The 26,404-nt window shown below is 67.8% G+C and carries 8 protein-coding genes; 4 read left to right on the top strand and 4 right to left on the bottom strand.

Annotation, left to right across the window (positions count from 1 at the left end):
• The first annotated feature begins 163 nt into the window (after positions 1–163).
• The 3 genes from HUA78_RS02400 (at position 164) to HUA78_RS02410 (ending at position 11,893) form a co-directional block, all read left to right on the top strand.
• Positions 164–4,630: a hypothetical protein gene (locus HUA78_RS02400; protein WP_174475574.1), complete on the top strand. Its 4,467-nt coding sequence runs from the start codon at positions 164–166 to the stop codon at positions 4,628–4,630.
• Positions 4,631–4,744: 114 nt separating this feature from the next.
• Positions 4,745–10,276 carry an RHS repeat-associated core domain-containing protein gene (locus HUA78_RS02405; protein WP_174475575.1) on the top strand — a complete coding sequence of 1,844 codons (5,532 nt, stop codon included), beginning with the start codon at positions 4,745–4,747 and terminating at the stop codon, positions 10,274–10,276.
• Between the two features lie 150 nt (positions 10,277–10,426).
• Entirely contained in the window at positions 10,427–11,893 is a 1,467-nt protein-coding gene (locus HUA78_RS02410; protein ID WP_174475576.1) for an APC family permease, read from the top strand.
• Positions 11,894–12,057: 164 nt separating this feature from the next.
• Here the strand turns inward: HUA78_RS02410 and HUA78_RS02415 are convergent, their stop codons facing one another.
• Positions 12,058–13,707, bottom strand: coding sequence for a DUF4394 domain-containing protein (locus tag HUA78_RS02415; RefSeq protein WP_174475577.1), 1,650 nt, complete (start codon positions 13,705–13,707; stop codon positions 12,058–12,060).
• A 294-nt stretch (positions 13,708–14,001) separates the two neighbouring features.
• Positions 14,002–14,328, bottom strand: coding sequence for a hypothetical protein (locus HUA78_RS02420; protein ID WP_141642738.1), 327 nt, complete (start codon positions 14,326–14,328; stop codon positions 14,002–14,004).
• A gap of 426 nt (positions 14,329–14,754) precedes the next feature.
• Here HUA78_RS02420 and HUA78_RS02425 point away from each other — a divergent pair, with 426 nt between their 5' ends.
• On the top strand, positions 14,755–17,793 hold the full coding sequence (locus HUA78_RS02425; protein ID WP_217442324.1) for a Vps62-related protein: 3,039 nt from the start codon (positions 14,755–14,757) through the stop codon (positions 17,791–17,793).
• A gap of 121 nt (positions 17,794–17,914) precedes the next feature.
• Here the strand turns inward: HUA78_RS02425 and HUA78_RS02430 are convergent, their stop codons facing one another.
• Together HUA78_RS02430 and HUA78_RS02435 are read right to left on the bottom strand one after the other, a co-directional pair.
• Positions 17,915–25,057, bottom strand: coding sequence for an FG-GAP-like repeat-containing protein (locus tag HUA78_RS02430; protein ID WP_174475579.1), 7,143 nt, complete (start codon positions 25,055–25,057; stop codon positions 17,915–17,917).
• A 44-nt stretch (positions 25,058–25,101) separates the two neighbouring features.
• On the bottom strand, positions 25,102–26,094 hold the full coding sequence (locus tag HUA78_RS02435; RefSeq protein WP_174453357.1) for a hypothetical protein: 993 nt from the start codon (positions 26,092–26,094) through the stop codon (positions 25,102–25,104).
• Between the last annotated feature and the right edge of the window lie 310 nt (positions 26,095–26,404).

Here is a 26,404-nt window from a genome sequence, read left to right on the forward strand (position 1 = left end):
TCCCATCGCTGACAGCCTTCACGACCCCGCCGAGGGCCCTCGCTCCCGTCAGAGCCTGGGCCCGCGCGGTTCCCATCGCAGTCCCTGACAGAGGGCGCCCTGGAAGCGCCCGGAGACCCGGGAGCCGCGCACACGCGGGTGCTCCACGGGAGGAGTGTGTTTCATGCGTCCGTCGAGCCCGTGGTGTCTCGCAGTCCTCTGTGCGCTGGTGGCCTGCGGCGAGGCCACCGAGGAGGAGTTGAACGACGTGGAGGCGCTGTCGGAGGCCTCACAGTCCCTCAATGGCGCGTGTGATGACACGCGGCTGGCCTGGGCCTCCGCCGGAGACCCGTCCAACATCTGCGCGGTGCCGTGGCAGTACGGGCTGGACTGCAACAAGTCCGGAACCAACGTCACCTGTGGCCCGTCCACCGGCTTCGAGACGATGACCTGCTACGACTACCCGACGTGCCGGCTGCCCCAGTTCGGCGTCCAGGGCCGCGCGACGACGAACTTCAGCCAGACAGTCACTTCCTGCACCGCGTACACGGAACAGGAGTGCAGGCCCAAGCCGCACACGCCCGACGTGGAGCTCTGCACGGACGTCACCCGCTTCAACTGCGCCACCCAGTGCCTGGCCGCGGCGAACGCGAAGCGCAACAGCCTGCCGCTCGCGGACCGCAACCTCGTCGTCATCCAGTCAGTCCAGGGGGCCACCGAGCGGGAGGTCAACTCCGGCTCGTGCACCTTCACGCTGACCCTGTGGCCCACGTACATCGCCAAGGCGGACCCGGCCTGTGGTGCGTCCACGGGCAACCACCCGTGCCCGGACCCGTCCAAGCCCATCTACCCCACGTGCCGTCACAACAACTTCGGCAATGACGTGGCCACCGCCTGCAACGCGAACCCGCTGTTCCACCCCGCGGACACCTCGCTGAACTCCGTGAAGCTCGCGGCGGCCGCGAAGTGGGCGGCGATGACGCCGAAGAACTACGAGCCCTCGCCGCTCTATGTGCAGCAGCCGCTCTGCCGCACGTGTGACCACCTGACGCTCACCGCCGCCTCCACCGCCGTGCAGGTCACCGCAAAGTACGACTGTCTGGTGCAGCAGGGGCTCGCCTCGGGTCTCCCGGCCGGAGCCGGTGGCGCGCAGCTCCGCACGGAGGTCGTCTCCCGGCTGAAGCTGCTCTTCGAACTCCATGGACACCAACTGACGCCCGCGCAGGTGCAGTTCATCCGCGGCCTGTACCTGTCCGACCCGGCCGCCAACACGAACTGCAGCGCGGGCTTCATCCCGCCGTCCACGCCCGGTTGCGGTACGAGCCTGACGGCGCTCAACGCGTCGATGGACCTCTGCACCCGACTGTCCTCGTCCCACGTCCCCGGTATCTCCGCGCGCTCGCAGGCGGCCTATTGCGTGGGCCTGGCTTCGCAGGTCGCGGCGGTGCCCGCGGGCGTCTGCCAGGGTGACGTGTACCGCGAGAAGTACCACGCCATGTGGCTGAAGCTGTACGAGCGGACCCTCTCCGACATCCGCCGCGATGACGTCCCGAACGACACGCTCCAGCGCAAGGTCCCCAACGCGGACGACGTGCGCACCCACCTGAAGTCCATCAGCGACTGGTACGCGGTGCAGCAGGCGCAGATGTTCCCCGGGGCCCTCAACAGCCCGACGCTGATGAAGCAGCTCAGCGAGACGTTCGGCATGTTCTGGAAGGTCGCCTACGAGAACGCCCTCTTGAACGTGAACGGGCTGCCCCTGCACGCCCAGCCGCTCAATGCGGGGCTGCTCGTGGACCAGGCGGTGCTCAAGGCCACCCTGACGGGGACTCCGGCGATGAGCGGCCCTCCCCTGCTGATGCTTTTGGGTGATGGCTTCAGCGGTCTGTTCCAGCGCATGGAGGACTTCAGCTACCTGCATGACCTGGGCTGCCGCTTCAAGGGCTGCGCGGCGGGCACCGTGGACACCGAGACGGGGGAGCTGTGGGCCCTCTTCGGCGCCGTGCCGGAGGCCACCACCCTCCAGGCGGCGATTTCAGCGGCCAACAAGCTGAACACGGCCGGCGAGGACCACGCGGGCTGGGTCTCGGTGTTCGGCCTGCTGCACTCGAACCACGTCACCTTCACCCAGGCGGTCCTCTCCGCCACGGGCGAGACGACGTACAGCCCCGCCCTGCTCAAGAGCGGCGCCGCTGGCGCGCCTCCTCCGCTGGCCCGCTGGGCACAACTGGTGGAGAAGGCGGATGCGTATTCCAGCAGCTACGCCAAGTCCGGCTTCTTCGTCAGCACCACGCGCGACACGCTGAAGACGGGCATCGAGGAGTACAAGTCCAACTTCATCAACGACGTGGTGGCCACGCGCAAGAGCGCGCTCACGACGGCGCTGAACGAGTTCACCCAGCATCGCGCCGCGCTCATCAACGAGGTGCTCGGCGAGGTGGCCAACGCCGCCAACCAGAAGACGGTGCGGACCACGCTGGCGCGCAAACTCAACGAGTTCTATTCGCTCAACGCGGACCTCGTCGGGCTCCAGGACAACCTGGAGATACAGCGGATGCAGTTCAGCGACTTCGCGGCGGCGTTCAACACCACGCTGGAGAACGAGTCGCCGAACCTGGGCACGGACATCCAGCGCGGCCCGGTGCAGGTGCTCAGCATCGGCGCGGATGAGGCCCGTTGGTCGCCGGGTGGGACGTTCAACATCCTCTCGCTCGCGGTGCGTCAGCCGGGGCCGGGCGGCGTCGGCGGTCCCCAGGCCTTCGGCATCCCCGCGCTGCGCGGCGAACTGCTGAACTTCGAGGTGTCTGGAGAGTATACGCCGAGCTGCGCCATCTCCGGAGCGATGCTGCCCCATCCCTCGAGCGGCACGCCGTCCGCCATCAACCTGGGCAACGGCCAGGCCCTCACGGGACCCGGGGGCTACACTGTCACCTTCTCCGGCAGTGGCTACGAAGCGGAGAGCGCGAACCTGTCCATGTTCTCGAAGAGCTCCGTGGAGACCCGGCTGTGCGCGGGCGTCAAGACAGAGGCCGGCGCGGAGTTCTTCGGCAACGGGACGACGGCGTACGTGTCGGCCGAGGCCTGCGTGAACAACTCCACGGGCATCGAAGGGACGTTCGACCAGCAGTCCGGCAGCGAGCAGCGCAGCACCGCCAGCTTCTCCATGGGCCTGCGCCTGCCGAACACGCCCTTTCCGAGCGCGCCGGTGGGCAGCCTGCTGCTGGTGGCGATGACGCCGGGAGGCACCGGCCGCAACCACATCCGCGACGTACAGGTGCTCCAGTCGCCCCACACGGGCGTCGTCGTGGAGGCGGACACCGACTACTTCCTGGTGGTGAACGACGTGGGCTCCTGCGCGGACGACCTGTCGCACCGGCTCACGGTGAAGAGCGTGCGCCTCATGCCCACCGGCGAAGCCGCCCGGGCGCTGGGCAAGGCCATGGCCACGGTGATGACCGAGCTGCGCGGGGCGACGCCCGCCTACGTGGAACAGGGGCGCGTGACGAGCAGCGAGCTGGAGGCCCTGCGCGTCACCGCCGAGTCCCGGTTGCTCCAGCAGTACAGCGTGGAGTGTCCGGGCTGCCAGATGAGCGGCATGCCGGACATCTTCAGCGCGCTCTTCGTCTCCTTCGCCACCCAGGAGCTCGCCCGGCTGGAGCGACTGGTGCAACTGCGCACCGTGGAGCGCGCCATCGAACTCCAACTGCTCGACATCCAGTCCCTGGCGGATGACCTGACGATGGGCGCCAACCAGGCACGGCTGCTGCGCCTCCTGCCGCTGTGGCGCCTGCGCAACCTGGATGGCGAGGAGCTGCGTGACAAGTCGCGCGCGCTGACGGGGCTCGTCACCGAGTACCTCTACCCGACGCTGGACCTGCGCCACCCCAGCTCGCTCGTGGGCTTGAAGACGAACGCGGACATCAACGCGCTGTTGCAGGCGAACTGGTCCGACGACTTCACGGTGCTCGCCGACAAGGCGCTCGCGGCCGTCACCGCTGTCGAGGGCGCCCTGGCCCAGGCACGCATCACCGACAAGCTGCCCAAGGACGTGGCGCTCGCCTTCGCCTTCCCCAACCCCGCGTTCAACATGCCCACCCAGTGGCACGCGGCGAACCCGGAGCGCTCGGAGACGCTGTGGAACACGCTCCTCTTGGGCACGGGCGAAGTGAGCATCACCCTCACGCCGGATGACCTGTACAGCGTGGGAGGCCAGGGTGGCGCGCTGCTCTGCCAGCACCACATGCCCATCATCAAGAACCTGGGCGTCCAGGTGGTCCGTCCCTTCAGCAGCACCAACGCGTCCGACTCCCAGGCGGGCCTGACGGTGCCCGTGCGGTGGGGCGACGTGCTGTCGTATCCCTCCACGGCGGGCATCAAGAACTACGTGATGCTCAACCAGGACTTCCTCGTGGGGGCTCCGCACCTGTTGTTCGGCAATGACATCGAGGTGCTGACCCTCTTCGCCCAGGACCTGCAGCAGCCGTTCGCGACCATCGCCGGCAATGGCCTGTCGCCCTTCGGCACCTTCAACATCCGGCTGGGCAACGTGCCACCCGCGCTGTTCGCCGAGGCCTCCGCGCTGGTCATCACGATGAAGGTGGACGTGCTGGAGCTCGCGACGCCGGTCTCCGGCGTCACCGTCTGCCAGTAGTCAGCTCCCGTTCAACGGGGAGGGTGGAGCGACGTGGGGAACGCCCCGCGCTCCGCCCTCCCCAGCCATCTCGCAGCGCCTCTCTCTTTCGTACTTCACCCATCAGGTAGGAACATGAAACCGCTATCCCTCTTCCGAAGGATGCTGGGCGGCACCGCCCTGCTCGTCTCCCCTCTCGCGCTCGCGCAGCCCGCCGGCTTCACGGACGCCAAGATTCAACCGCCCCAGCTCGCCGCTCCGCAGCGGGGCTCCCTCATCGGCACCTATGCGCAGACGGCCTTCGGCGCGGCGGATGTGGCGCGCGGTGGCTTCGCGCTCGCCTCCCCCTTCGCCGTTCCGAAGGACCGGGGCGAGGTGCTCGGCTCGCCCTTCCCCACCTACTCCTCCGATGCTGGCCAGTCGGAGTGGGGACATGGCTGGCAGACGCGGCTGGAGATTCGCCGGTGGCGTGTTCGTGGCGACCTGGACTACGCGACGGACGAGCTCACCAGCCCCTGGGGACGGCTCGTCCTCGGCGCCGATGGTGCCTGGTACCCCGCCGACATGAACCCCGCCATGCGCGTGGAGCAGTCCGCCACGGGCCTCACCGCCTATCACCCCGACGGCAGCGTCTGGAGCTTCGGTGATGGCGCGGGTGGAGTCGCGGGCTCGGCGCAGGTGAACACCGTGAAGGGTACCTACTCCTGGTCCCTGCGCGAGGTGGTGAGCGCAACGGGCCGCAAGACGCACTTCACCTACGAGGCCAATGCGACGGGCCGCCTCTTCCTGAAGACGGTGCGGTACGGCGGCACCGGCACGGACTTCCAGTACCAGGTGGACCTGGGCTACGCGACGCTGGCGAAGCCAGTGGACGACTTCCGCTCGAGCAAGAAGCTGCGGTTGGACCGCCGCGTGTCCACCCTGTCGGTGAAGGCGAAGAGCGCGAGCACGGGCCTCTTCGAGGCGCGGTGGCAGTACCAGCTCGCCTACACGGAGCCCGTGGACGGCGTGGCCTTCTACCTGTCCCAGGTGGACCAGAGCTACGGCACCGCGCCCGACGTGACGGTGGCGCCCACGGCCCGCTACACCTACCACACGTCCGCGGACGCGCTCGCCACCGCCACCTTCAGCCGGGTGACGAAGCTGGACGCGACGCTCGCCACCGCGGGCCAGGACGCCATCCAGCCCTGGCGCGCCTCGCTGTTGGACGAGGATGAGGATGGACGGCTCGACTTCGAGCATGCCCAGGCCCAGATGCTCTACGTCCAGGAGGACTCCGGCTTCCGCGCCGAGGCCCTGCCTCCCGCCAACGCCGGCACGCAGTCCGTGTGCCGTCCCACGGCCCACGTGAGCAACGAGCCGCGTCTGCTGGCCCGTCTGCGGCCCAACCAGCTCAAGCCCGAAGTCGTGGCCATCACCAACACCAGCGGCTCCACCACGGACATCCGCGTGTGTGACCGCGCAGGCACGCTGCTGTCCCAGCAGTCCCTGACGGGCGCGTGGCAGTTGGGCCCGCACACCCGCTTCGTGGACCTGGACAGCGACCAGCAGCCGGACTTCATCCGCGTCGTCCCGGGCGGCTTCCAGGTGCGTCCCAATACGAGCAGCGCGGCGCCTGGTACGCAGTTCGGTGCCACCCTCAACGGCACGTTGACGCCGAGCGTGTCGGCGACGGCGACGTGGGTGCATGACATGAACGGCGACAGCATCCCAGACATCGTCGCGCGCCTCTCCAACGGGCTGCATGTGTGGCCAGGAACCGGCAGGTACGCCTTCGACTCGGCGTCCAGCAAGCTGTTCCCCGTGCTGACGAAGAACGGCACCAGCCTGGCGCAGCTCGCGACGTACTCGGCCATGTTCGTCGACGTGAATCGCGACGGCATGTCGGACGTGCTGTTGTCGAAGGCGGGCCTGGCCCTGCTCTTCGTCAACAACGGCAGCGAGTTCCGCGAGGTCACCGTCCCCGCGCTCACCTTCTTCAACGGGACGACGAGCGCTTTGACTCAGGGCGACTTCGCGGGCAGCGGCAACACCAGCCTCACCGTGACGAAGGGCTCGGATGCCTACAGCACGTCGCTGGATGGCCCGGAGACAGGCCTGCTCAAGTCGGCGGACGACGGCAAGGGCACCCTGCTGGGCTTCACGTACACGCGCCTGCCCGCCGCCCCCGGGGCCCGCTTCCGCCAGCCCGTGCTGGCGTCGCTGACGTCGGCGTCCTCGGGCTACGACACCATCACCTACGCCTACCAGTACTTCGGCGCCAACTACCACTCGCAGGGTGGCTTCCTCGTCGGCTTCGACAGCGTCGTGCGCACCGCGCCGCAGGAGAGCCACGCGGTCAACTTCCTCAATGGAGATGACTTCGCCGGCCTGCTGCTCTCCGACACGCGGACGGACGCGCTCACGCCCCAGGTCCGCGAGGTCTCCTTCCGCGAGTACGAGGACGCCACGCACCAGGGCGTCACGTTCAAGCGCTTGAAGGAAGAGGGGCAGGGCTTCCGCGACGCGAGCCTGCCGGCGGTGACGCTCACCGAGTCCACGAAGACGGTCGCCTTCGACGGTCTGTGCCCGCAGCAGCAGGTGCGCGCCACCCCGTGGGGCACCCTCACCACCACGCTGGGACGCGCCAGCCTGCCGGCGCTCGTCAAGCACCTGCACTGCCTGCCCGCCACCTTGACGTATGCGGGCACGCATCCGCAGTCCTCGCTGAACTTCTCGTACCAGGGTGTCATCACCCGCAACACCGTGGGGCTCGTGCAGAGCGTCGTCGCCCAGGGGCCGCAGGGCGCCATGCCGCTCCAGACGGTGAGCTACTGGCCGGACTTCACCGTGAAGACGGTGAGCGAGCCGGGCCGGGGCAGCACGTCGTTCGAGTACACCCCGGGCCGCCTGCTGCTCTCCAAGGTGACCCAGCCGGACGGCGTGGCGCTGGAGGTCACCGAGCGTCACCCGCTGCATGACGGACTCCTGACGATGACCACCCGACGTGGCGCGAGCACCCATGTGGAGCGCTTCCGCTACGACGGGATGGAGCGACTGGCGAAGCGGTGGGACGCCCTGGGCGCCGCGAGCGAGGTGAACCCCAACGAGACGCTCAGCTACCGGTTCGCCACCGCCACCCGCCCTGCCGGAATCGCCGCGACGGCGCTGGTGGACGCTGGCGGCAATGCCCGGCGCTACACGGAGGAGTACTCCACCGCCGCCGGGGAAGACGTGGCCAGGACGCGCCTGGTCCCCGAAGGCTGGGTGGTGGACGGCCTGACGCTGCACAGCCGCCAGCAGCGGGAGAAGACGCGGTACGTGCGTCCCAACCTGCCGGCCAACGCCGACATGGCGGCCCTGGACTACGCCACGCTGCTGGGTGGCATCGAGCAGACGTCGAGCGTGCGCACAGCCGTCTTCGGCTACGACGTGGAGAAGGTGCTGCGCCACCACGTCGACGTCCAGCAGACCCTGGCCACGTCCTGGGCGCTGTCGGGGGGACGGCTCGTCGTGGAGACCCAGGAGAACAGCACGCAGACGCGTCGGCAGTTCCTGGACGCGGCGAAGCGGATGACGCGGTACGAGGATGAGCTCGGCTTCGCCTATTCCTACACCTACGACGCGCTGGGGCGCCTGCGGGGCGTGACGATGCCGGACAACCAGGGGCACCGGCTGTCCTACGACGCCTATGGTCGCGTCGAACGCGTGGAGCGCGATGGCGTGGCGAACGTGGACTTCGAGTACGCCCCCGGGACCTGGCTCGTGTCCGCGAAGCGCTTCCGCACGCCGAGCAACACGCTGATGCGCAGCGAGGGCTACCAGTACGACGGCATAGGCCGCCGCACCGGCATCACCCACACGAGCACGGGGGGCGTGAAGTCGTACCAGCTCTACTACGACGGTGCCTCGCCGGCGGCTCCCGCCAACACGAGCGTGCCGGGCCTGCTCACCGCGACGTCGGGTGACGGGTACACGAAGCGGATGGAGTACCGGACGGACGGCACGTTGACGAAGTCGACGCTCAGCCTCACCGGCTGGCGCACGGTGGAGAGCGAGCTGACGTACGCGGAGAGCGGAGAGGTGCGGCAGGAAGTCACGCGCGTGAAGGACGCGGGTGGCGGCGTCCTGTCCACCACGTCGCTCGGCTACGTCTGGGATGCCTGGGGCCGGATGAGCGCACTGACGCGCAACGGTCAGCCCTGGGCGAGCGTGCAGTACAACGCCCTGGGCAAGACGGCGATGGTGGACTTCGGTGGCGGCACGTCGGTGTCGCTGGGCTACGACGTCCTCACCCGGCAGCGCACCAGCCTCGCGCACACCACGCCGGCCTGGAGCTCCTCCATCGCCTGGAAGCTGAATGCTCGCGGGCTCACCGACAGCGAGGTGATGGGCTTCGGTGGCACGACGCTCGCGCGGCAGTACGGCTATTCACCCCAGGGCTTCCTGGCCTCGGCCCAGGACGCGCAGCATGCGTATGACTACGGCTTCGACGCGCTGGGCCTGTCCACGTTCATCTCCGATGCCTCGGGGACTCGCAACCTCGTCACGGGCGCGAACACGTGGGTGGTCGGTGGCGTGACGTACACGCGGGACGGTCTGGGCCGCACGGTGGCCCGGGACGACCTGAGCCTCACCTATGGGCCGGACGGCCAGGTGGCCTCCGCGCAGAAGGGCGCCCAGAGCTGGAGCTTCGTGTACGACGAGGACGGAGAGCGCCTGTTGAAGCGTGATGCGTCCGGGGCACCGCTCGCGGCATATCTGGAGGGCGGCGCGTATCTGGATGGCGCGGGACTCACCCAGCCGGTGCGCGTGGATGCGCAGTTGGTGGGCGCGTTGGAGAATGGCGCCTTCCGCCTGCTGTCCACCGACCGCCGTGGCACGGTGATGGCGGATGCGGACGGGACGCAGCGGGTGGCCTCGCCGTTCGGTGACCGGGCGACACACCCCACGGGCTCGGCGGCGCTGGACTACGTGGAGAAGGCCTACGACGCGGACCTGGGCTTCGTGCGCATGGGGGTCCGCGACTACGACGCCCGCATCAATCGCTTCACCACTCCGGACCCGCTGTTCCTCGAGGACCTGGAGAAGTGCCGCGCCAGTCCCGTCGAGTGCAACCTCTACAGCTACGTGAGCAACCGTCCGCTGGACCTGGTGGACCCGACGGGGACCGAGGAGAAGAACGTTCCCACGGGGGACGCGGTCGGCAACGCGGTCAGCGTGGGTGCGCCCATCGCCATCGCCGCGGGCGTGCAGGTCGGCGGTCCCAAGGTCGTCTCGGGCGTGAAGGCCGGGTACGACATGGGCAAGCGGTTCTTGAACAACCCGGTGGTCTCCGGGGTCCGCAAGGCCAACGCCGCAATCAAGGTCGTGAAGTTCATCGGCGGTTGCATCAACGGCACCAATCCCCTCTTCAGCGAGCCGGTGGCGCAGTCGCGGGCCCGCTTCATCCGCGAGGCCCTCCAGGAGATGGCGCAGCAGCAGGCCGCCCTCCACCAGGAGCTGGGCAGCTACCTCGAAGAGGCGAGCCAGTCCCTGCCGGATGAGGAGCGCATGGACTACGTCCACCAGCGCATCAACGAGCTGGCGGCCGAGGACCGCGCCCTCCAGAAGAAAATCGACAAGGCGACCGAGAACCTGGAGAGCGCGGAGCAGGAGCTGAAGGAGTTCTACGAGGACCACAGGTAGCGACACCTGTCGTGAGTCCATCGCGGAGGAGGGCCGGGTCGTCCACCGGCCCTCTTTCGCGTTCCAGCGATTCCCGCGCAGCGGCTTTGGGCATGGCTCTCACGCGCCTGACTCTGGTCGGCGTCCGCCCTCGGACTATGCTCGGCGGCCATGAGCCCTCCTCTCGAGCATGAAGCTGGAGTTCCGTCAGGCACGCCGGGCGGAGGCTATTCGCGGCGGGTGGGCCTGTTCTCGGGGGTGATGCTCGTCATCGGCGGCATCATCGGCTCGGGCATCTTCCTCAACCCCTCCATCGTCGCCCAGCGCGTGCACACCCCCGCTCTCACGCTGGGGGCCTGGCTGCTCGGCGGTGGCGTGGCGCTCATCGGCGCCTTCATCTACGGCGAGCTGGGACAGCGAATCCCCAAGGCGGGCGGCAGCTACGTCTACCTGCGAGATGCCTTTGGCGAGCTGCCCGCCTTCCTCAATGCCTGGGGAATGCTGCTGATGATCGCCACCGGCGCCATCGCCGCGGTGGCGGTGACCTTCGCCAACTACACGGTGGCGCTGACGGGCCTCGCGGACGGCTACCGGTTTCCGCTCGCCGTCGGCGCCATCGTGCTGCTCTCCGGCATCAACTACTTCGGCGTGCGGCCCGGGGCGCTCACGCAGAACGTCTTCACGGTGCTCAAGCTGGTGGCGCTCGCGGTGCTCGTGGGCGCGGGACTGCTGCTCGCGGGGGCCTCTCCCTCGGTGGGGAATACTACGCCCCCCTCGCCTCCGGACTCCATCGTGCTGGCTCTCGGCGCCGCGCTGGTTCCCGTCCTCTTCAGCTACGGCGGCTGGCAACAGACCAACTTCGTGGCCGAGGAGCTGGTGAATCCGGAGCGCAACCTGCCCCGCGCGCTCCTCTGGGGCGTCATCGGCGTGGTGACGGTGTACCTGCTCGCGAACCTCACCTACCTGCGCACGCTCGGCGCGGAGGGGCTGGCCGCGAGCAACGCTCCCGCGGCGGATGCGCTCGGGCTCCTGTTGGGGCCCACGGGCCGCACCTTCATCACGGCGGGCGTGGCGCTCTCCACCTTCGGGTTCCTCAACCTCGTCATCCTCGTGTCGCCCCGCGTCTATCAGGCGATGGCGGCGGATGGGCTGTTCTTCCCGTGGATGGCGCGCCTGCATCCGCGCTACCACACGCCCTCGGCGGCCATCGTCTTCCAGGCGGTCTGGGCCATCCTCCTCACGAGCACGGGGACCTACGGCGAGTTGCTCGACTACGTCGTCTTCGCGGACTGGCTTGTCTTCGGCGCCACGGCCGCCACGCTCTTCGTCTACCGGGCCCGGGAGCGTCAGGGACAGGTGCCCCGCGTGACGTACCGGGTGCCCGGCCATCCCGTCACGCCCCTGCTCTTCATCGCGGCGGCGCTCTACGTCGTGGTGGGGTCCACTGCTTCCAATCCCCTCAACGCGCTCAAGGGCACGCTGCTGCTCGGCGCGGGCGTGCCTGTGTTCCTCTACTGGCGCAAGCGCAGGGAGGCGCGCGCCACGGCGCAGGTATCGGGAACAGACGCCGTGGAAGGCCCCTCGGTACCGGAGCAGCCCGTGCGGAGCGCGGTGTCTGGCAAGCGCGGAGCGGACTGAAGCCCATCCCGGATTCTCCACGGCTCGGCGGGCCTCGGTGGACAGCGGCGCGCACTACGAGACCGACCGGGAAGGGCGAGGTGCGTACCTCTCCACGCGGATGCGCCGCCACCCCTGCGCGCAAGGCAGGGAATGGCGGCGCTCCCATCCTTCAGGTGCCTGCGTCAGTACACGATGGCGATGTCCCGCAGCTCCGGACCGGAAGCCCCACCGATGGCCGCCTGTTCCGCGGTCGTGGCGGTGCGCGGAAAGAACGTCGCGGCGCCCGTCAGCAGATTCACCTGATACAGCACATAGGGACCACTGGCCGCCGTGCGGCCCGCCGCCAGCGGCAGCCCGTTGTCGCCGCCAGCGATATCAAACCCCGTCGCGCCGACAAACGTCACGCCCAGCGCACCCACGTTCACCAGCGTGCCATCGTTGGGGGGCACCTGCTGAGTCAGCACGTTGCTGTTGCGCTCCAGGTCGAACAACGTCGTCGTCGTCGCACCCATGACGCTGTTCGTGTACGCCACACCGAAGACGACGGCACCCGGCGTCCGGTTGATGGCGCCGTCCGTGGTTGTCGCACCCGTGTCGACGTTGATGCGCAGGTTCTGCCCCGTGTCGCTCACCACGCGCAAACGGTCCGCCACGGGATTGAAGTCGATGACGAACTGAGTCCCCGACAGCGCGGTGAAGGGTTCCGTGGTGTCGGCGGGGTCCGCGTTCAGGGTGGCCTTCGCGGTGACCGCGCCTGTCTGCGTGTCCACCGTGTAGAGCTTCCCGGCGGACGACAGGGCATACATCGTCCGGTCCGCCGGGCGCAGGTCGATGCCGAGCAACGTCTCCCCTGCTGGCACCCCCGTCAGCGCCACCGTTGCCGTCAGCGTGTTGGGCGCTGAGACGGCGGCACGCACGAGCTGGTTGTCGGTGGTGAGACCGTAGACCGTGGCGCCCGACTCCTGCTTCAGGGCCAGCCCCTTGAGGGGCTCCGTCGAGCCGATGGCCGCGACTTCCGTGGCGGGGGCCGAAGTATTCTCCGGAGTGATGCGATACAGGCGCTGCGTACCGCCCACCGTCAGCGCGGCATAACCGACGTTGGTCCGCGCATCGATGTCATAGCCATTCACCCCCGAGGCATCCACGCCCAATGCAACCGGCGCGGAGAGTGTGCCGTTGTTCGGCGGATCCTGGAGGTAGACAGTGTCGGTCGCCGCATCCAGCACGAAGAGGCGGGTGGTGGCGGTCTCCGCGAAGGAGTTGGTGTAGGCCGCACCGCTGACCTGCGCGCCGCCATTGCCGCCATTGATGGCGACATCCGTGATGGTGTCGCCGGTGTCGACATTGATGCGCAGGTTCTGCCCGCTGTCACTCACCACGCGCAGGCGGTCCGCCACCGGATTGAAGTCCACGGCGAAGTCGGTGCCGACGAGGCCCGTGAACGGATTGTCGTCCCCTGTCATGGCGGACAGCGTGGCCTTCACGGTGGCGATGCCGGTGTCCGGGGCGAGGGTGACGATTCGCGCCCCGCTGGTGAGGCCATACAGTTGCGAGTCGGCGGGACGGTAGTCGATGCCCAAGAGCGACTCCCCTGCGTCCAGGCCCGTTACTGCGATGGAGCCCACCAGGACATCGGGGGTCGCGCGATTGAAGGACACGAGCGTGTCCGATGCGGTCAGGGCGATGACCTCTCCCACCATGACCGGTTCCGGCGCGCCATCCAGCCCCGTGCCGGGAGTCGGATTCGGGTCGTCGTCGTCACCACAGGCCGTGAGGAAGAGCGCGGTAGCGAGCGCGGCGAGGAACGGGTGCGGCTTCCTGATAAGGGGCATGGGCTCTCCCGAAGGATGTACCGGATTGATTTCACGAGCCCTTACGATGGTCCTCTTGAGCTGGATTCCTCCCCGTGCCGCGGAGCACCTGGCTGTTCGTCATCCGACCCGCCGCGGAACAAGGCACCTTCCGAGGACGGACCGAAGCACCGCCGAGGCTTCTTGTTTCTCTGAAATCAAACACCGCGATCCGCCAGGCGAGGCAGGGAGCCCTGAGTCGCCGGAAGCCTTGACGGGAGTCCATCACCCGCCAGCATGCGAGTGATGGACTCGACCGCTCAGGATGAACCGGCGCTACAGCGTCACGGCCCGAGCAGCCAGCATCGGCGGCGCGCAGATGGGGGCCACGAGCGCGGCGTCATCACGCGACGACTCCGACGACGACAGCTCGTCCTCCTCGGTCCCCAGGGCCGCGCCGCCACAGGTGCCGTACTCCCACTCGGTCACCCACTCCTCACAGGTGACGACCTGCATGCTCCAGGGAATGGCACAGACCAGCCAGCACGGCGTGCTCTCATTGCAACGGTCCTGGGAACAGTCCGGAGGCAGGGCCGACGCGGACAGCGGGGCCAACACGAGCGCCGCGACTCCTGCGAACAGGGACTTCGATAGCAGTTTCATGATGTCTCCACGATGACGGGATGACCGGGCCACCCACGCGTGAGCCGGCCCCTCGACTGTCTCAGGAAAACCGCGAATCTTCAAAAGTCGCGACTGGCGTACTTTTCTACTCCAGAAACACTTCAGCCCTGACCGAACGGGCCGCTTATGACCCTCCTGGGTCAGGACGTGATGCGGGTTCTCCGCCTGTGCCTCCCTCCGAAAGGGCGCGCCGGATAAATCCCCGGGAATCACACGCGAAAACCCTTCGCCGTCTCCAGCCCGGAGACGACGCACTCCACCCACGGAGTAACCCCCTCGAGCCTCCTCGCGGCCCCCACCGCGCGGCATCCTTCGAGGACCCCGCTCGTGGGCAGTCCTCATTCAAGAAGGGGTGACCACGACCTGCGTCCACCCCCGCCTTGAATCAAGCGAAGGGTTCACGACATGAGTCTGGGTGTTTCATTGAAATCCGCGGCATGGCGCGCAGTGCTCCTCGGGGGACTCCTCGCGCTCTCCACGGGTTGCCAGGGCGAAGGCATCGAGTCGGACGGGCACTCCGAATCCCTGCCCGGGGAGACAGAGGCCCTGCCCGTCCTCCAGCAACAGCTGGCCCCGCTGCGCGAGAAGTCCTGCCGGGAAATCAAGAACGCCAGGCCCCAGGCCGGAGATGGTGAGTACACCCTTCACCTCATGGGGGACGCCGCCCGGCCCTGGAAGGCCTGGTGCCACGACATGGCCGGCACTCCCACCGAGTATCTCCCGCTCCCCGAGCATGGCCTCCACTCCAACTTCTCTCAATACACCGCGGGTGGCGCGGCCCCCGGCAGCAACGTCCGCACCGTCTTCTCCAAGCTGCGCATCAACCCCGTCACGCTCGAGGTCGATACGTCCGACCGGCGGTTCGCGACGTCCACCGGCGCGCTCTCACACAATGGCCAGGCCAACATCTCCACCATGCCCTACGCCACCGCCATGTCCTGTGACTGGGGCGGCTCCGGCAGGGCCAACGTCGACTTGCGCGGCACCCCGTTCAAGCTGCCCGCCGACTACTTCGTGACGAGTGGCTTCAGCCAGCTGGGCGCCGCGTCCTACAGCTTCGTCGACCAGGTCGTCTCCATCACTGGCGGCGGCTACTGCGGCTGGACGGCTCCACTCGGCGCCGACCCCGCGCTCGGCGGCGCCCTCCCCCTCTTCTACGCCGCTCCACCTGTCGCCTGGACGCCTGTCGCACGCGTCTACCCCTCCGGTGGCGCCGAGCCCTCCGCCCAGGCGCTCCAGCCCGGCTGGTATGACCAGCACCAGCTCACCGTCGGCAACGACACCATCAGCTCCGTCCACGTCCCCAGGGGCTGGGCCGTCACCCTCTACGAGCACTCGCGCTTCTCCGGCAGCTCCATCACCTTCACCTCCGACACCCTCCTGACGGGCAATGGTTGGGACAAACGGGCCTCCAGCATCAAGGTGGAAGCCCCCGTGTCCGTCTATTCCCAGCACAACTTCGGAGGAGTCCGTCAATCCCTGCGCGCGGGCCGGTATGACATCAACCAGCTCACGCTGGGCAATGACACCCTCCGCTCCCTCAAGGTGCCCGATGGCTTCCAGGTCACCCTCTACGCGGACTCGGGTTTCTCCGGCCAGCGCATCGTCCTCACCCAGGACACGGACCTCACCGGCAGCCTCCTCAACGCCGTCACCTCCAGCCTCGTCGTCGAGTCCACCACCTCCCGCAACAACAACATCCTCCATGGCCAGTGGCTCTCTTCCGGAGGCCAGAGCCGAACCAGTCCCGCCAACCGTCAGTTCCTCGTCGAGCACTCCGGCCCGCCCGACATCGTCACCTTCGACCTCGAAGCCAACAACGCCGGCCCCTACCTCTACCTCCTCGACTCCAGCGGAAACGTGCTCGCCGAGGCGAACGACCCCCTTGGCGGCTCACGCGCGCGCATCGCCTATGACCTCCAGCCCGGCAGCTACAAGCTCGTCGCCGCGACGACCCAGGCCGGGCAGACGGCCGACTTCACCCTGCGCTCCGACAAGGCCCGGCTCCGCTACCCGCTGCGCCTCTCGGTCCAGGCAGAGACCCACTTCGATTGGGTCTACGACGACCACAACACCGGAGCGCACGACAACATCTCCGTCTGGCGTCCCAGGCTCGACCGGTTCCCGGGCCACTACTCCCTGGGCGACGTGGCCATGCCCTCCCATGGCTCACCGCCTCGGATGACCTTCGTGGTCTCCGGTGAGGGGGACGTGCTGGCGCCTCCCATCGACTATGACCTCGTCTGGGATGACAAACACACCCGCGGCTCTCACGATGCCAGCTTCTGGCACCCCAGGCCCGCTCCTGGCTATACCTGCCTCGGCTCGGTGGCCACCCTGGGCTATGACAAGCCGTCCACCCAGCTCATCCGGTGTGTCCGCAGTGAGTATGTCCTGCCCGCAAGCCCTGCCTGGCTGTGGGACGACAGGGGCTCGAGTGCCTATCGCGACGGCACTGTCTTCCAGGCCAATGCCACGGACCACCGGTCCCTGACCGCCTCATCCATGGTGGGCCAGGTCGGCTATGGCGCCGCCAATGCCAGTCTCTTCTGGGCCCTCAACAAGAGCGCCCTCGCCAACGCCGAACTCCAGGGTGCCCCGGTCGATGACCTCACCGTCCTCCAGTACGCGCCCCTGGTCTGGCTCCATCCAGACGAATACTACTGGCCGTCCTCCGCCGAGTTCTTCCTCGCGAACGTGACGCCTGTCGGGTACTTCATGGAGACCCGCGAGCCACTGGGCTGCGCCTCCTGTACGGACCCCGCGTTCCTGCACGGCCAGCGTCCGGACCCGACGACCCACGTGCCGATGTATGCGCAGATCATCCCTCGCACCCAGGCGGGAGGCGCAACCCAGACCACCGACGTCGTCTATTGGATGTTCTACCCCTACAACGGAGGCAAGCGCGTCTGCGTGGGCTTCTACAATGCCGTGCATTCCTGCCTCGGGAAGTTCTCGACCTTCGGCAACCACGTGGGCGACTGGGAGCACGTCACCGTGCGCTTCGTCGACGGGAGACCGACCCATGTCTTCATGGCCCAGCATGCCGAAGGGCAGCTCTTCGTCTATGGAGACAAAGCGCTGGGCCTCTTGAACTTCCATCCCGAGACCTATGTGGCCTTTGGTTCACACGGCGCCTATCCGGACACCGGCTCGCATGTGTACAAGACACTCTTCAACGGCGAGCTCCTGAGCGACGAAACAGGAAGAGGCACGCCGTGGATTGGGTGGGATCGCCCCGTCATCATCCCCTGGCAGCCGCTGGGCACCTACACGTCGACGAACGGTCCGGCGTGGATGGACTCCGTCCTCCAGTGGGGCAATCCGCCAGATGGCTGCCTCAACATCGTCACGCAATACTCGAATGAGTGCATCCGCAACGGCGGCCCCAGCGGGCCCATGCTGAAGACCATCGCCAATCCAGAGGCGATGGTCATGGAGTGAGCGGGCCCACGCTCCGCCAGACTCGAAGGGACACAGGCCCTGCCGGCATTCCGCCGCCGGCAGGGCCTGTGCGGTGGCACCCGCTCCACCCGGGGCACCACCCTCACGGAGTCCTGCTGTCTCAGCCTCCGCTCAGGAAATCGGCGGCGGCCTCGATGACATCATCCTCCGTCTTGAACCCTCGGAACGGCAGCTGCACCTCCTTGAAGATCAACTCATCGGCGAGGCCCAGCTTTCGCGCGGCTTGCAACCGGTTGTTTCCGAGCACGACGTAGTTCTCGTTCGCGATTTTGACGAAGTTGATGAGCTTGTCCTTGATGCCGTCCTTCTGGATGTCTTTGACCAGCTTCACGAACTGGTTTCCGGACATCCGGTCGGTGAGGTGCAGGCCCGCCTTGCGCAGCTCGCCGTAGGTGAAGGACACGGCTTCCTTCACGGCCAGCCCGCTCACCGAGTTGTTGTGGACCCACGAGGAGAACTCCCCGACGAAGTACGTGTGGGCGAACTCCACCTCGAAGTTGAAGACGACCTGCTGCTCGGCGGACGTCGCGACGGAGAGGACGCGCAGGAGCTGTCCCGTGGCGCTTTCGACCTCATCCCCGGCGCGGAGGTCCTGTGCCTCCGTCCAGCCCTGGCCGGCGACGCCGAACGGATGCTCCGCCGTCACTCCGAGCTCTTCACGAGTGCCATCAGGTGCTTCCAGGACGACGCGGAGCACCACCCTCTCCGGCTTGATGAAGGTCCTCGTCACCCGGTGCCAGCCCGGCTCCTTCGTCTTCTCGTTCCAGGCCCACACCCAGTCTCCCGCCAGGACTTCCTCGATGGGCCTCAGTCCCTCCGCGGTGAGGACGGGAGTCCCCGCGACGAAGCAGCCTCCGAGCGGGAATCTCGGGGCGAGGGCGAGCCCCGCCCTGTTGATCAAACTGCGGGTCGCCGAGGTGACGATGGGTGCCGCGGTCTTGAACGCGAACCCCACCACCTTCGCGGAGGCAAGTGAGATGACCACCTGAGTCACATCACTGGCCAGCTCATCATTGTCGCCTCGCATCAACGACAGCATCAGGTTGAGCGACGTGGTGCCGAGCCCCACGAAGGGGACGTAGGACCATTTGGTCTCCCGCAGCCATCCCTGGAGCGAATCCATCTGCTGGTCGTTCATCGCGAACAGGCCGCGACCATCTCCCACGCAGTACTTGCACGAGGACTCGACGTAGCCCGTCTCCATGCTGCCGTTCTGGTCGGCCCCACCCGCGACGGCCGAAGGAGTGCTGTCACCCTGTCCGACTCCGTCACCAGTCCCCGTTCCCACGCTGGGAGCGCCGCAGTCACCGGGGTTCGCCGAGCCGCAGATCTCCATCAGTTCGCCGTCCGCCGTATGCCAGGTGCCCACGACACTCGAGGACTCGGTGGGCGTGAACCCGCTGAGGTCGACGTAGCGCAGGGGGTTGTTGAAGCCGTAGCTGTAGCGGTTGAACGCCTGGCTGGAATAGGGCGCCTTGACCACCGGGTCGGGCGTCAGGAAGCGCCCCACCCTCGGGTCGTAGAGCCGCCCCTTCATGTTGACCAGCCCCGCCTCGTCGTCCCACTCGTGGCTGGTGAAGCCCAGACGCACGTCGCTGGCGGTGGAGGCCGGCGCCAGCGTCGGGTCGTCCGCCCGGCCCTGCGCCCCGAAGGGTTGGTACTTGCGCTGCTCCAGCACGTTGCCTGCGTCGTTCGTCACCGTCTCCACCGAGCCCAGGTGGTCGTGCAGCAGGTACGTGGTGACAGGCGTGGCGCCGCCGCTCGCGGCCAGCGTCACCTGCGCCACCGCCTTCCCACTGGCCATCACCTGGAAGACGTGCGACTCGACGCCCGCCTTCTTGCGCTTCTCGTAGAGGCCTCCCGCCACATAGAGGGTGGAGTCCCCGTTGCTGTGCTGCTTGAGCGTGCGGCGCTGGAGCGCGTCGTAGGTGAACGTCAGCGTTCCCTGCTGCGTCACCAGCGTCGAGGGCAGGTTGAAGGCGGTATAGGTGATGTTGCGGAAGCGCCCCGTCGCGGGCTCGTTCGCCTGGGTCTGGTTCCCCCCGGTGTCGTAGCTGAACGTCTCAGCCAGTGTGCCGAAGGCAGGGTCCGTGCTCACGCCGGTGATGGCATGCCGTGACGCGGTGAGGGCCCCGTACTGGAAGTAGAGCTGCTCGGTCTGTGTGCCATTGCGGACCACCCGCCTGGCGTTGAGGTTGCCCAGGTCGTCGTAGCCGTAGTTGGTGACGGTGTTGTCGCAGCCCGCCTGCACCGTCCAACGCGTCAGGCGGTCCACGCCGTCGTACTGGAACGACTCCGTCACCTGGTTCAGGTTGTCGTGACGGCTGCGCAGGCTGTCATCCGCGTTGTAGCTGTACGCCAGCGACTGGACGAGCTGTCCGGCCGCCTTGCGGGACTCGATGAAGCGCAGGCGCCCCTGGCCGTCGTAGCGGTTCCAACTGGTGAGGACATTGCCTCCCCGCGCCTCGACGAGCAGGCGGCCAGCGGCATCCCGGTCCTTCACGCGCCAGTACTCGGCGCTGGTGGCCGCGTCTCGCACGGACTCGGGGTAACCCGTGGCCGTATACGTCTGCTGGACGGCCAGACGGGTGCCACCGGGGCCCGTCGGATACCAGGTCTTGTCCAGACGCCCGTACCCGTCGTAGCTCTGGTCGACGGGGTACGTCGCGCCATTGAGCGACAGCGACTCCTGCGTGAAGCGCCCCAGCGTGTCGTAGGAATAGGTCGTGACGACGTCATCCGCGGTCGCCACGGTGTTCCGGTCGTTCTCCGCCTTGGCCAATACCCCCTTGCCCTGGGGAGCGGTGTCCCAGAACAGGTGCGTCTGGCCATCCGGGTTCCGGATGAACACCTCGCGCCCCAGGGTGTCATGGGCATAGCGCGTCAGGACGCCCGCCGCGTCCGTCTCCTCACGGACATCGCTGTAGGCGTCGTAGAGGGTGATGAGCGCGCCCAGCTTGGGCTCCAGCAGCTTCGTGCGACGCCCCCGCACGTCGTACTCCATCACCGTGACGGCGCCGCTCGGGTCCTTCGTCGAGTCCAGCACGCCGAACGGCCCGTGGAGATACTCGGTCACCAGCCAGGGAGCGGATGGCTCCCGCAGCTCGCTCACATGCACCACCTGCCCCAGCGGGTTGCGGTTGACGTAGGTCTTGTTCCGCTTCTCGTCATAGACAGTCGTGGTGCGCCACTCGTGGACCCACTCCCGGAAGGAGCCGTCCGGGTTCGTCTGCTTCAGCTTCCGCCCCAGGTTGTCGTAGGTGAAGGTCGTGGCCTTCTCGGCTTCGCGGTCGTACCGTGGCTGCGTGATGCGCAAGGTGCGGCCGAAGAAGTCATAGGCCATCGTCGCGCGACTCCAGGAGCCGTCGGCGGCCTGGACGAGGGTGTAGATCTCCCGGTCCCAGCGGTCCAGCCTGTGAGTCAGGGAGGGACTGCCGTCCCGCTGGACCGTGATGCGGGTTCCCGGCGCCTCACGGTGGTACTCCATCCAAACCGTGGCACCCCCAGAAGCTCCTCCCTCCCGGTAGGGAGCCGTCTCCATCCGAAGGCGGCCAAAGCCGTCATACGCGTTGCGCACCCTCACCCCGTTGGGGTCCTCGGTGAGCGCCACCACTCCCAACCCCGGGTGATGAGCGACGTCGGTGCGGTGCCCGGCGGCGTTGATGATGACCGTGGGGAAGATCTTCTCGAGGCCCTCGTAGGAGATCTGCTCCAGACGCGGCAGCACCCCTTGCGTGTCCGACGTCTCGATGGACGTCACCTGGCCGGTGAGGTCGCGTGAGTACGTGGTGAAGAGCTTCGTGTCCGCGGTGCCCTCTGGCTCCTGGGTGACGCGCCACAGGGCATTGGACTCCGGGCAGGAAGCTCCGGGGCAGTACTGGTACGTCGTGGCGCGGGTGGCTTGCTGTCCGCCGGGATGGCGGGTCGAGGCTGGAGTGTAGGACGTGTCCGTCTCCCGCCGGGTGAGGCCCAGTACCCAGGTGGATGGATGGTTCTCCACCTCCAGGACGCGCTCCGTCCAGGTGCCCTCGACGGCGTTCTCATCCGTGCGCACGACGGTGAAGAGCCGCGTGGCATTGCCGTAGCCGTCGCAGTCCTGGGACTGGAGCTTCCACGACACGGTGCCGAAGATTCCGTCCTTCTCGGAGAGGGTCGTCACCGAGGGACAGAGGAACCGGGTGCGCCCTTCCGGAGCGATGCGCGGCTCGCGGGTGAAGGTGCTGGTGACGGTATGGGTGCGTCCCGTCAGGGGCGTGGCGACCTCTTCCTGCTTGGGGAGGAACGCGTGCAGGTACAGCGTGCCAGTGCGAGTGGTGTTGTCATAGACCGTCGTCGTCACCTTGCTCGTTATCTGGTCGGTGACGGTGCGGCGGGAGAACCCCAGCCAGCCACGGCCGCGGAGGTCCGTGCGAGCCCCCTCGTAGGCGAGGATGGACCAGTGGAAGAAGGCATCCGGGCCGTCGAGCCCGTTGTCCGTCATGTACGCATTGACGGCCCACATGCCCCGCACCCCGCAGTACTGGGGATAGGTGCACCCGCCCGCCGTGAAGTGGCCCGGAGAGTTCCCCAGCGCGCGGTGCTCGAAGGAGGCCCACTTGCCATTGCCATCCGTGACCCGGCGGAGCAGGTCCGGCTTGAGGCCCTGGCGCAGGTGCACCACGAGCTGGCTCGTGAAGACGTTCCCGACGACCTGGATGATGTCCTGCAGGCCGTCACCGTTGATGTCGCCCACCCGCGTGAGCTTCTGCCCCCAGCCGGCCCCTTCCAGATCCGTGGTGGAGCCCAGGGGTGAGGTGAAGCCCTGCCCCGTGGACATCCCCACCGGCAGGCCGGTCAGCACCTTCGAGGTGAAGCCAGCGCCCGTCGACAACAGCACGGTGAGGTTCGTCCGGATGGTGCCCCGGTCATTGTAACTGTCCGTCAGCAGCAGGTCTTGACGCCCATCCATGTTGTAGTCGAGGAGGCGCACGCCGCTGTCGACGAAGCGCCCCACCGCTCCCCACTGCGAGGGGCCAGGCATGGCCCCCGCGGGAATGGAGAGCGTCTGCGGAGGCAGGAAGCCACTGCCGTTGTTGATGGCCAACCGGAGTTCGCGCGGGACGCCGTCATGCGGCTGACGTTCCTTGTGAAGCGTGAGCGCATCCGGCAGCCCATCGCCGGTCACGTCCACCATCCACATGTCGCGGTAGTGGAAGGGCCCGCTGAACTCGTAGTCCCAGGGCAGGGCCGTCAGCGTCGTCTCCGTCTCGCGCCGGCTGCCATCCGGGTTGATGCCCACCGCGGTGTAGTACCCGGCGAACCCATCCGGGCTGCGTGACTGGGTGGTGGGGAGGCTGTTCGGCTTGCGCAGCAGCACCTCGGCGGCGCCGTCGCCGTCCACGTCGGCCACGAAGCCGGAATGGTCCATGCCGGAGCGCGCGCCGATGGCGGTGTAGCCAGGGAAGCCCAGGCTGCCAGTGATGCCCAACTGGTTGAGCCGCCAGGCCCACTCCGTCGGGACGCTCGTGCTCGCATTGCTGGGGCGCCACGAGCGGAGCAGGTCCGGCAGGCCGTCACCACTGAGGTCGGCCACCTGGAGGCCCGGGGGCTTCACGGTCGCGGTCGACGTGCCGCACACCGCATACGTCTCATGGCCGTCCAAGACGGCGGGCGTGAAGTTGGAGCCGTTGTAGCGGTAGACCTGGAAGTGGCCGCTGATGTTGTTGTCGCAGTCGGTCCGGTTGAGGGCGACGATGTCCGTCTTTCCGTCCATGTCCATGTCGACGGCCGAAAGGTCATCCTGCGAGTCACCGACCTGCGAGCTGGGCAGGTTGACCGTGGTGTAGCCGCCGAACCCCGAGCCGGTGCTCAACCTCAGACGCCACTCCGCCGGGAAGTAGCCGGCCGTGGAGGAGAACCGCATGAAGCGGTAGAGCAGGTCGTCCTTTCCGTCTCCGTTGACGTCCGCGACGTGCACGTTCCAGAAATCGCGGGCCTTGTAATGGAGGGTGCTCGACGTGTCGGGGACGTCGCTGTTGGCCGCGACGTCCGCGATGCCCGTGTTGAGGGTGAGGAACTGCTCGGAGCCCAGCTCCCAGTCGAACGACGTCTTCTCCTTGCACGCGTTCCGGCCGTCACACTCCTGCACGGACTTGAGCAGGCTCCGCCCGGAGACACTGTCGTTGCGGTACTCGAGCGTGTACCTGCGCCAGAGGGTGCTCGGACCCGACTCCCACTGGGAGACAGGCACGTCCGGCGCGAACATGTCGATGTGGTCCAGGCGCGAGGCCGAGCGCATCTTGAAGCCCGCCACGTAGGACTCATCCAGGTCCCCCGGCTCGTAGTGGAACTCCACGCGACGCAGACGCGCGGCCACGGTCGCGTCCGTGTAGGAGCCCGTGTACTCGATGTTCTTCAACCGCTGCTCGTAGCCCGTCTCCTGGTCGCCCAGCAGGTCGTAGCCGAGCCGCAGGTAGTTGCCTTGCCTGTCCTTCACCTCGGACAGGGCCCAGGCGTAGCGCACCGCCTGGAGGTTCGCCGTGCTCACGCCCGCGGGCAGCGCCTGGGTGGGGAGGACCCGCATCCCCGCCAGCACGGCGCCGTAGGTGAAGATGCGCCCGTCCTTTTGACGCACCTCGAAGTAATCCGGCGGACCATTCGGGGTGCTGGTGGAGAGCATCACCCGGGCGAAGGTGTCGACCTCGGTGCGGTACACGCTCCCGCTGGCGCCGTACTGCGTCGTCTCGGGGTTGAGGTGGATGAGCCGGGCGCCGTCCAGACACAGCGCATCCGTCGCGTCGAAGCGCACCTGCGCCACCGCGCTGTCCTGCGCCAGCGTCTTGCGACAACGGGTGATGCGGGAGAGCGTCCCTGTCAGCGTGAAGCCCATCCCAGCCAGCCCCATCCCGGAGCGGCTGTGGTAGCTGAGCGCGAGCTCCGGCTGCATCCCCGCGCGGCCCGGAGGCACCCACAAGGGCAGACGGTAGGTCGCCGCGCCATCCGGGGTGACCGAGAACGTTCCCTCGGTGGCACCCGCGGCGAGCCCGGCCAGGGCATTGGTGTCCACCACCGTTCCCACGGGCGGCAGCAGCCGCTCATCCCCGCTCAGGCGGTTCTCCGAGACCTCGGCCTCGGTCAGTCCCTCGCCGCTGCCCGGAATGGGGCCACACGACCCGAGAAGGCTCGCGCCATAGAGGCCCAGCATGCACAGCGAAAGGGCGCGCTTCGCCCGACCATCCTTCTTCTGAAGTGGCTCTGATGTCATGTCGATGTCCTGGAGGTCCCGAGAGACGACGTCCGAAGTGCGCCTCATCGCCGCTGCTCTGATTTCATGGGTTCGGAGCCGCCCGTGCAGACACCCGCTCGGCAGTAGGCACCTCCCGAGCAACTGCCGCAGTTCACCGTCCCACCGCAGCCATTGCTCGCGGTTCCGCACTCCCTGCCGTCGCAGGCGTCCTCGTAGACAGCGCAACCGCAGACGTTGGGCGTACCGCCACCGCCACAGGTGTTGGCGCCCGAGCAGGAGCCGCCACAGGAGTAGGAGCCACCGCAGCCGTCGGACACCGTGCCGCAGTTCTTTCCGGCACAGACGGTGGACTGCGGGAGTGCGGTGCAGCCGCAGACGTTCGGCGTGCCACCTCCTCCACACGTTTGCGTGCCGGCGCAGCCGCCGCAATTCCACGAGCCGTTACACCCGTTGGGCACCAGGCCGCACTTGCCGTTGCACGCGGTAGCCTGCGGAATGGGGGTACACGCGCAGACGTTGGCCACCCCTCCAGCGCCACAGGACTGGCCGCTCGGGCAGGTGCCGCAGTTCAGCGTCCCTCCACAGCCATCCGCGAGGGCGCCGCAGTTCTTGCCCTGGGCCTGGCACGTCGTGGGCTCGCAGCAGGCCTGCACGACATCCACCTGGCACACATCCCCCTCGATGCCGCTGCTCCCCTCATCGATGGCACCGTCACAGTCGTCGTCCTGCCCGTTGCAGGACTCCGCGTTGCCCGTGGCCCCGTCGGGGATGCCGTCCTTGTTGTCGTCACAGCGGTTGCACTCGACCTCGCGAGAGGGAGACACGGGCTGACACGGTCCAACGGAGCCGTCCTGCCCACAGACGGAGCGGCCGCTCGGCCCGCACCAGTCACAGGCCTTCGTGCTGCCCGCGGTCCAGGCACAGGTGCTCGCCCCCGACGCGCACACGCTGACGCCACCGCAGCCATTGGCCATGGTGCACGACAGCCCCGACAGGCCCTCGTCCACGGCGCCATCGCCGTCGTCGTCGCAGCTGTTACAGAGTTCGTCCCGCAACGCGGTGCAGGAGCCGGGGATGGTGCTTCCCGTGGCACTACATTGGAGCTTCCCGTTGCGCCCGCAGACAGAGCACGGGGTGGTGGACTCCACTGAATAGGTGCAGGGCCCGTAGGCGGTTCCTTCACAGATTCGGGTTCCCTGACACGCGCCGGACGAACAGGAAACCGTCTCCCCGTCGATACAGGCGGCATGGGCTTCTTCGAGTGGCAGGAGGCCCAGACAAAACAAGAGAATGAGCGCGAGCCGCGCTTGTGATTGAGGCAAGAGCATGGAGTTCTGGCGAAGGAGGAGAAATGCGTGAAACGGC

The organism is Myxococcus sp. CA033, from assembly GCF_013336625.1.
Taxonomy (GTDB): domain Bacteria; phylum Myxococcota; class Myxococcia; order Myxococcales; family Myxococcaceae; genus Myxococcus; species Myxococcus llanfairpwllgwyngyllgogerychwyrndrobwllllantysiliogogogochensis.